The sequence below is a fragment of the Planktothrix sp. FACHB-1355 genome, assembly GCF_014748295.1.
In the GTDB taxonomy this organism is placed as follows: Bacteria; Cyanobacteriota; Cyanobacteriia; order Cyanobacteriales; family Aerosakkonemataceae; genus Aerosakkonema; species Aerosakkonema funiforme_A.
The window spans coordinates 1-6,910 of sequence record NZ_JACJUP010000258.1; the positions used below are offsets into that span (position 1 = coordinate 1).

Annotated in this window: 4 protein-coding genes and 1 pseudogene; 2 read left to right on the forward strand and 3 right to left on the reverse strand. The window is 40.2% G+C overall.

The annotated features are described in order from the left end of the window. The 3 genes and pseudogenes from H6S82_RS13115 to H6S82_RS13125 form a co-directional block, all read right to left on the reverse strand. Positions 1-394, reverse strand: a pseudogene (locus tag H6S82_RS13115) (hypothetical protein); the annotation flags it as partial. 26 nt (positions 395-420) lie between these two features. Beyond that, entirely contained in the window at positions 421-1,578 is a 1,158-nt protein-coding gene (locus H6S82_RS13120; protein WP_190462927.1) for an aminoglycoside phosphotransferase family protein, read from the reverse strand. 140 nt (positions 1,579-1,718) lie between these two features. Then, entirely contained in the window at positions 1,719-4,226 is a 2,508-nt protein-coding gene (locus H6S82_RS13125; RefSeq protein ID WP_190462929.1) for a C39 family peptidase, read from the reverse strand. A gap of 297 nt (positions 4,227-4,523) precedes the next feature. Between H6S82_RS13125 and H6S82_RS13130 the strand changes: the two genes are divergently transcribed. Then, positions 4,524-6,035: a sigma-70 family RNA polymerase sigma factor gene (locus H6S82_RS13130; RefSeq protein WP_190462931.1), complete on the forward strand. Its 1,512-nt coding sequence runs from the start codon at positions 4,524-4,526 to the stop codon at positions 6,033-6,035. A gap of 19 nt (positions 6,036-6,054) precedes the next feature. Beyond that, positions 6,055-6,910: DUF1822 family protein (locus H6S82_RS13135; RefSeq protein WP_191056294.1), on the forward strand; the 856-nt coding region annotated here is incomplete at its 3' end.

The following is a 6,910-nucleotide window of genomic DNA, read 5'->3' on the forward strand; positions in this document are numbered from 1 at the left end:
CAGGATCGAAGTAGCCTTCGCCATCGTTACTTTCGTGCAATCGTTCGTAAAAAGCTAAATCTACTCCAAGAATAGTGTTATTTTCTAAATTTTGATACAAAGATTTGGCATCTGAATTTGCATCTGGATCGAGCGCAGTTTTTAGGGAACCGTTATAATGAATACCATACAGAAAACTGCGAAGTTGCAAATTGATATACCGATTTTGTACTTCTGTTGGCATTCCTTTAAATCGGTTGACTATCTCCAAAGGAAGTTCTAAAGGTTTGTAATCAGGATGAAGAATACAGAAGTTAGGCTGAATCTGAAGTTTGATGATGTCTTGCAGAGTATCTAGCAATTTGCTTTCAGCAGAATTTTGTTGTTGAGTTTGAGGAAAATCAATTAGTTGCATATCGAGTTTAATGATGAGGAAATATTTTAAGCAGCTTGGTTGATTTGAGTTAGCGTTGCAGCAGCATTGCCGAAAACAGTTGACATTGATTGTTCGGGACGACATAGCAAGCTTTTAGCAACTTGGAGCATACAAATTCCCGTATTACCAAAAGATTTTTGGTATTGAATCATGGCTTGAATTTGTTGAATTAATGCCAAACCAGCGAATTGCACAACTCGCTTTAAGAAATCGGGGCGATGTTCTACTATTTCTGGGAATGTATCAAAATAAGCTACAGTCATAGCACTAATTGAAGGCTGAATCTGTTCGAGGGGAGTTGCTGCTAATCGTAACGATTCTTCGATAGTGAGTGTCTGACTAATAACTAAGCTACTTAACCACATTAGCAGGTAGCTAGCAATTAAAGTTCCTAGATCAAATCCGGGATCTCCCCAAGCAGAACGTTCCCAATCAATTAGCCGGACAATATTTTGGTTAGATTGTTGCCAATCTTGGTGAAGAAGGATGTTGTTTAGTTTTAGGTCGTTGTGAGTTAAGCAACAAGGGTTGTAAGCAGTAGAAAGTTCTGCCATTGCTTGTGCGAGGCTTTCATAGCGTTGGTAGAGAACGAAGAATTTAATACCATCGGCGGGAACTAAACCAAAGATTTCTGGAGTGATTCGTTCTAAGCTCCGAATTAAGTTAGGAACTTGGTCTTTTAGTTCAGCTTCACTATCTTGAGAAAAGAAATCTCGATAATTTTGGCGGTTGAAAGTTGAACGGTGGATGGTGGCTATGATATTGCCGATTGAAGATGCGATCGCACTCGGAAAAACATTCTCTTTTGCATAGAAATCAGCTAAATCGCGATAGTCATCCAGGTATTTGAAAACAATGATAGAATTTTCAGCATCAAAATGTAACACTACTGGCAATAATGGACGAAGGTTGCCTAATTCGGAAAATCGCTGTAAAAATTCTTGAATTCGCCATTCGTTGAGAAATTCACCAGCGGTTTTTCCTTCCCGATCGTGTCGTTCTTGTTTGACTAATAGTTTACGATTATTGGGAAACTTCACTAACAAGTTAAAGTTTTTAGCAGACATTGGTTCTGTTTCAACTTTATCTTGTTCTGATTGGATACCAAGGCTCTGACTAATTAAATAATTAGCAATGTTTTGCAAGCTTAAAAGCAGTGTCATGATTTTGTTTTAGAAAAATATTGGATTTTGAAAAAAGTGATTGTGAGATGCGATCGCTCCTGGAGATAACAGAGTAAATAAATAGCACTTGTTCATTGTGCCGTAAGGATGGAACGATCACTCAATTAGATGTGTTCGCTTTAGTTACGAGCAAAAGCAATAAATTCGGGGTAGCCGTTATAGGTGAAAACAGCAAGTTGATTTCTTGTCATTGCAACTGCGCCGCCCTCGTGCATCGGATCGGCAACAATATATTTGCCATCGGATGTTTTGCCAAGAATTGCGTTCCAGTGACCACCAGAACCACTACCTACTCTGTTAGGGAACTGTTGACGCCAGGCATTAGTTAAATTTCCAAAAGATATAACTGGTTTTTCTGCATTTAGACTGCGATCTAAAGCATCCCATCCTGTTAGCTGTTCTGCTATTCCGCCTGCCTTTTGGATACCCGCTTTGACTTGATCGAAATTAGTCCATACGTTGTCTTGATCTAGGACTGGAACACCTTGTTTTGTACCGTTAGAATAGCCGAACATTAGGTAACGAGCATAATCTATACTGGTTTCAGTGCTGATATTAGCTGGTTCACGACCTAGCGTTTTCATCACCATAGCTAAGCTGGCAGGGCCACAGTTAGTACTGCTATTAGGCCCATCGGGGTTATATTTTGAATTCCAGTATTGAAGTTTGAAGAAAGGATCAGCCTGTTGCGTGCTATTTGGCAATGTATTACCCGTACTATTGATGCCAGAAGACGTTCCAAATAAGCCTGGAACCAAAGTGACATAATTGCCATTCAATTCAGACATATTAGGCGCATCTTTTACTTTGACGAAGTTACTGTTAGAGTAGGTCAAAAATTCAACATCATTACTACCATTAACCCAATTACCTTTTTCTTGGCGAATGATGTCATCAGCGCCACCACCCGTTAAATCACCAACAATTAAATTGACATAATCGCCATTCATGACTGAAGCATTATTCATAGTAGTTATGGACTTAAAGCCCCAGGTTCCATTAGAAATACAGATTTCAGCATCCCGATTACCATCCCCCCAGGAACCTTTTTCTTGACGGATCAAGTCAGTGACGCGATCGCCATTAAAGTCTCCAGCAACTAAATTTACAAAATTGCCATTCATCGCACCCATATTAGGTAAATTTGCTTGGAATTTGAAGTTACCTTGAGAGAAGGTGTAGTATTGAACATCATTGTTACCATCTACCCAATTACCTTTTTCTTGTCGGATGATGTCATCAGCGCCGCCGCCAGTAAAATCACCGACAATCAGATTGACAAAATTGCCATTCATTGCGGAGGCATTATTCATTAAGACGGGATTTTTGAAAGTGCCATCACCATTTGATATGTAAATTTCAGCATCTCGATAACCATCTATCCAAGTACCTTTTTCTTGTCGGATAATATCTGTTTTGAAATCTCCGTTAAAGTCTCCCGCTACTAAATTTACAAAGTTACCATTCATCGCTGCCATATCAGTCATTTGGATTGGACTCTTAAAAGTTCCTTTTCCTGTGGCAAGATAAACTTGAGCATCGTTAACACCATTCACCCAACTACCTTTTTCTTGGCGGATAAAGTCAGTTAAACCATTCCCATCAAAGTCTCCGGTGATTAGGTTGACGAAATCACCGTTCATGGCATCCATATTAGGTAATCCTGTGGGCTGGTTAAAAGTCCAATCCCCTTTGGAGAGAACTACTTCAGCATCTCGCGATTTATCTACCCAAGAACCTCTTTCTTGGCGGATAATATCAATTACGCGATCGCCAGCAGCAAATGATTTTGCTTGTTCTATCTGAATATCCTTCCCATCGAAAGTAACAGTAGCCCTATCATCCTCAGCCTTTAGGGCTGCCAGTTCACTTGCACTAATATTCTTTCCTTGAACGACTCTGGCAAAAATATCTCCTTCATCACCAGCAGCATCTTTGATATTGATCTGCGAGTCTATGTAATGTCCGTTCTCTTCCAATAATACGCTGGCAATTGCTTCGGAATTATTAGCATTCTTAGCTACAAAATCACTTGCTAAATAAACAGTATTGGTTTCTTTTGCAAAAGCACCATTCGCTCCATTAATTACCACAGATGGTAAGATCTCTATTTGGGGAAGTTCGCTAAAATCTCCTTTAGCAAACTTTTCGACAATTTCCCTGGCTACCTTAGTATCAAAATTATCGCCAAAAGCCACATTCATTTTTGCATCAAAATCTGGGTCAGCTGCCAATCCCGTCAGAGCATCGCGAACTTTTTGCACGGCTTCCTGTACGATCGGTAAAAAGTGCAAATCGCTATTTGGTTCAGGTGAGATCGCGACACCCGTGAGAGAATCTACAGATAAACTCTCGGCTTGCTGGCAGCTGTTGCTACTGGTTTGTGTCACCACATCAGCGTTGAGAGATAGAAGCGATTTGTTAAGCAGGATAATGCTATCGTCGCCTCCAGCAGTTGGCAGTGCAGGGCTAATTTCCGCTTTACTTCCACCCCCCGCAATTAAATTTTTTAGCGCTGACTGGGGAGTAATACTGTCAATCGGTTCTAAATTACCAAAACCAGTACCAGAAGGATTAACGCAAGAGTCGAAAGGTTTAGCTACATCGGGCACAAAAGAATCAAACATGGTTTTCTCCGTCAATTTCTGTAAAAGGCTTGACTTGCTTCTGTTGGTTTAATTGGGGTAAGCCTTGAGTCAATATGCAGGTATGGAATTTTTAGCCTAGAAACCCAAACCTGCATAACCCCCCTCTTGTCAAGCCAATAAGTAAGTGTCACCCTTTAAGAGGGAGCCTCACCAGCCACTTTTCTCTAGCTGCTCGTTCAGCACCAGAGTCGGCTCGCCCTCCCTAAAGAAGGTGAGTTTCGTACTTAGTTACGCGAGTAACCTCAAGCCAATATCATCAGAAAAAGTAAAACCAGCATGAAAGTGCGCCAAGACATCGTTCAAAAATTTTCGACGTTTCTGAAGTTGGGGAACAGGGAAAGGTACCGCCAGTTTTTTTGGCAAACTGACCCCGAATTGGAACGTAACATCAAAAATCTGGAACAGTCAGATCCAAATGCTAAAGCCGAATTCTGGGCAAGACGTTTCTTGCAAGAGATGCAAAAAACATACCCAGCTAAACCCCACAGCGACTCCACTAAAGTACCTAATCAAATTCTTCCTAATTCCCTACCGGGAAGGCACTTATCAGCTTACTTACAAGATGTTTGCTTCTGGGCTGCTCAAAAACTTTGCCAAAGGTTACAGTTTATTAAGCACAAATACCCATTAGAAGAATGCTTTCAGATTGCCTGTTCGGTGGGTTATCAACCAGAAAAAGTTTTCCGTAACTTTAAATTCGACCATCCTAGTGCAAACACAGAGGTATTCGCCAAGGCTGTAATTTTTAGGATAATAAACAATCAGGTTTACGAAAGCGACTTAGAAGCCAAAAGAGGTAAATACTCCAATTATGGCCTTTTAAAAGATTTAACCAAGAAAGAATTAACCGAAGCGCTGGCAGCCCAAAGAAACCAACAGCTTAATATTGAACTTCATTGCTTAGCTTGGAAATGCTTTGATGAAATTTATCAGCCAAATCACTGGCGTGGTAGCCGGAGTATGGATGCTCCCGATCGAATACACTTGAACCAAATTGCCGATCGCTACAACCAACTCCTCGCTCATCCAGGTTCACCCGTTGACGCAACTAAAATTCAAGAAATGCTCGACACCTGTATTAAGGCAGCGCGGAATTATCGAACCCAACAGTTTCTTCCCCTAGAAGATTATACCAATACGCCTGCTCCCGCGTCTACAGCTTGGGATACTCTTGTTCGAGAAGAAGAATGGGATGAAATTCAGGTGCTAGTTTCCAGTGCCTTTCAAAAACTGCCTGTTCAGGGCCAAATGCTATTCAAACTATGGCTAGGGTTAAATCTAACCCAAACAAATATAGCTAATGTTCTCAAAAATAAGTATACAAGCCTAGAAACCCAGTATCAAGTTTCTCGGTTATTAAAAAGCCATACCAAAAATTTACTGAAAGACTTTGCTAAGGAATGGAATCAAATAAATCGAGATACCTTGCTCGCTGAAAAACAGCTTGAGCAACTTAAAAATTATCTGCATGATTGCCTACGAAAGCAGACTCAAGAAATATGGTATGGCTGTTTAGCAAAAATTCTCGTTCGGCGCAGTGATTTTGAGAAAACCATATTAAAATTACATTACGCAGAGAAATTATCCCTATCTCAAATAGCAAAAACCCTCGCGATTCCAACTTCAGAAATTGCTCCGCAAATAGCAAGTATCTACAGAGAGTTTCGACAAGCCTTTATTAACGAGATAGCCAGCTATTTGGATTTATTACCGGAGTCGCTGATGCCAGTTGAAGAAACTTTGGGTGGATTTATTGAAGAATGGCTGCAAAATACTGCTCAATTTTGATTAATTAAGGAGAAAAAAAATGACTTTTGTTTTTGATGATTTAGTGGAAATTTACCCCGACCAGCTATGGTTAGAGTTTTCATTAGAAGACCAGAAAAAGGCATGGCAGCAAACAGAAGAACAAGGATACTCTAACCAATCTGCGCGTTGGAATGCCTTCTTAAACCAACTTTGTCTCAATACCTTTATGACTTGGTTAAAAACTAATTCAGATCTAAAATCATCACCCCAAATATGGCCGCAAATGGCTGAATTGCCAACTTTTTGGGAAGTGGTAAATGGTACATCTATTTTATTGAATGAAACGCGATTGCTGCTAGTTCCCAGCGATAAAAGCAATCTCAAAGAATTTTCCATACCCCAAGAATGGGTTGATATTCCCGACTGGGTAGCTGACTATTATCTAGCGGTACAGTTACAATTGGAAGAACGTTGGATGCGGGTATGGGGATATGTTACCTCCGAACAAATTTGCAATGATGGAAATTACGACAAGCAGGATAGAACCTACACTTTGGATAGAGAGGATTTAATAGAAGACTTAAACGTATTATCAGTAAAGCAGGAGCTTTTTTCCCGTAAAAAGGTAAAAATTAGTCCTTTACCAACTTTGCCTCCAAACCAAACAGAAGCTTTACTCGCTCAACTAAGTCAGTCTAGTCCATATTCTCCTAGATTAAATATTCCCTTTGAACAGTGGGGTGCATTATTAGCTAATGAAAAAAATCGCCAGCAATTGTATCGACAGCGGCTAGGGGTTACACAGAAACATTCTACAGTAAATTTAGGTGATTGGTTACAGAATATCTTTCAGTCAAGTTGGCAGTCAGTTGATGCACTCCTAACTTCAGATTCAGGAAATTTAACTTTTAGCT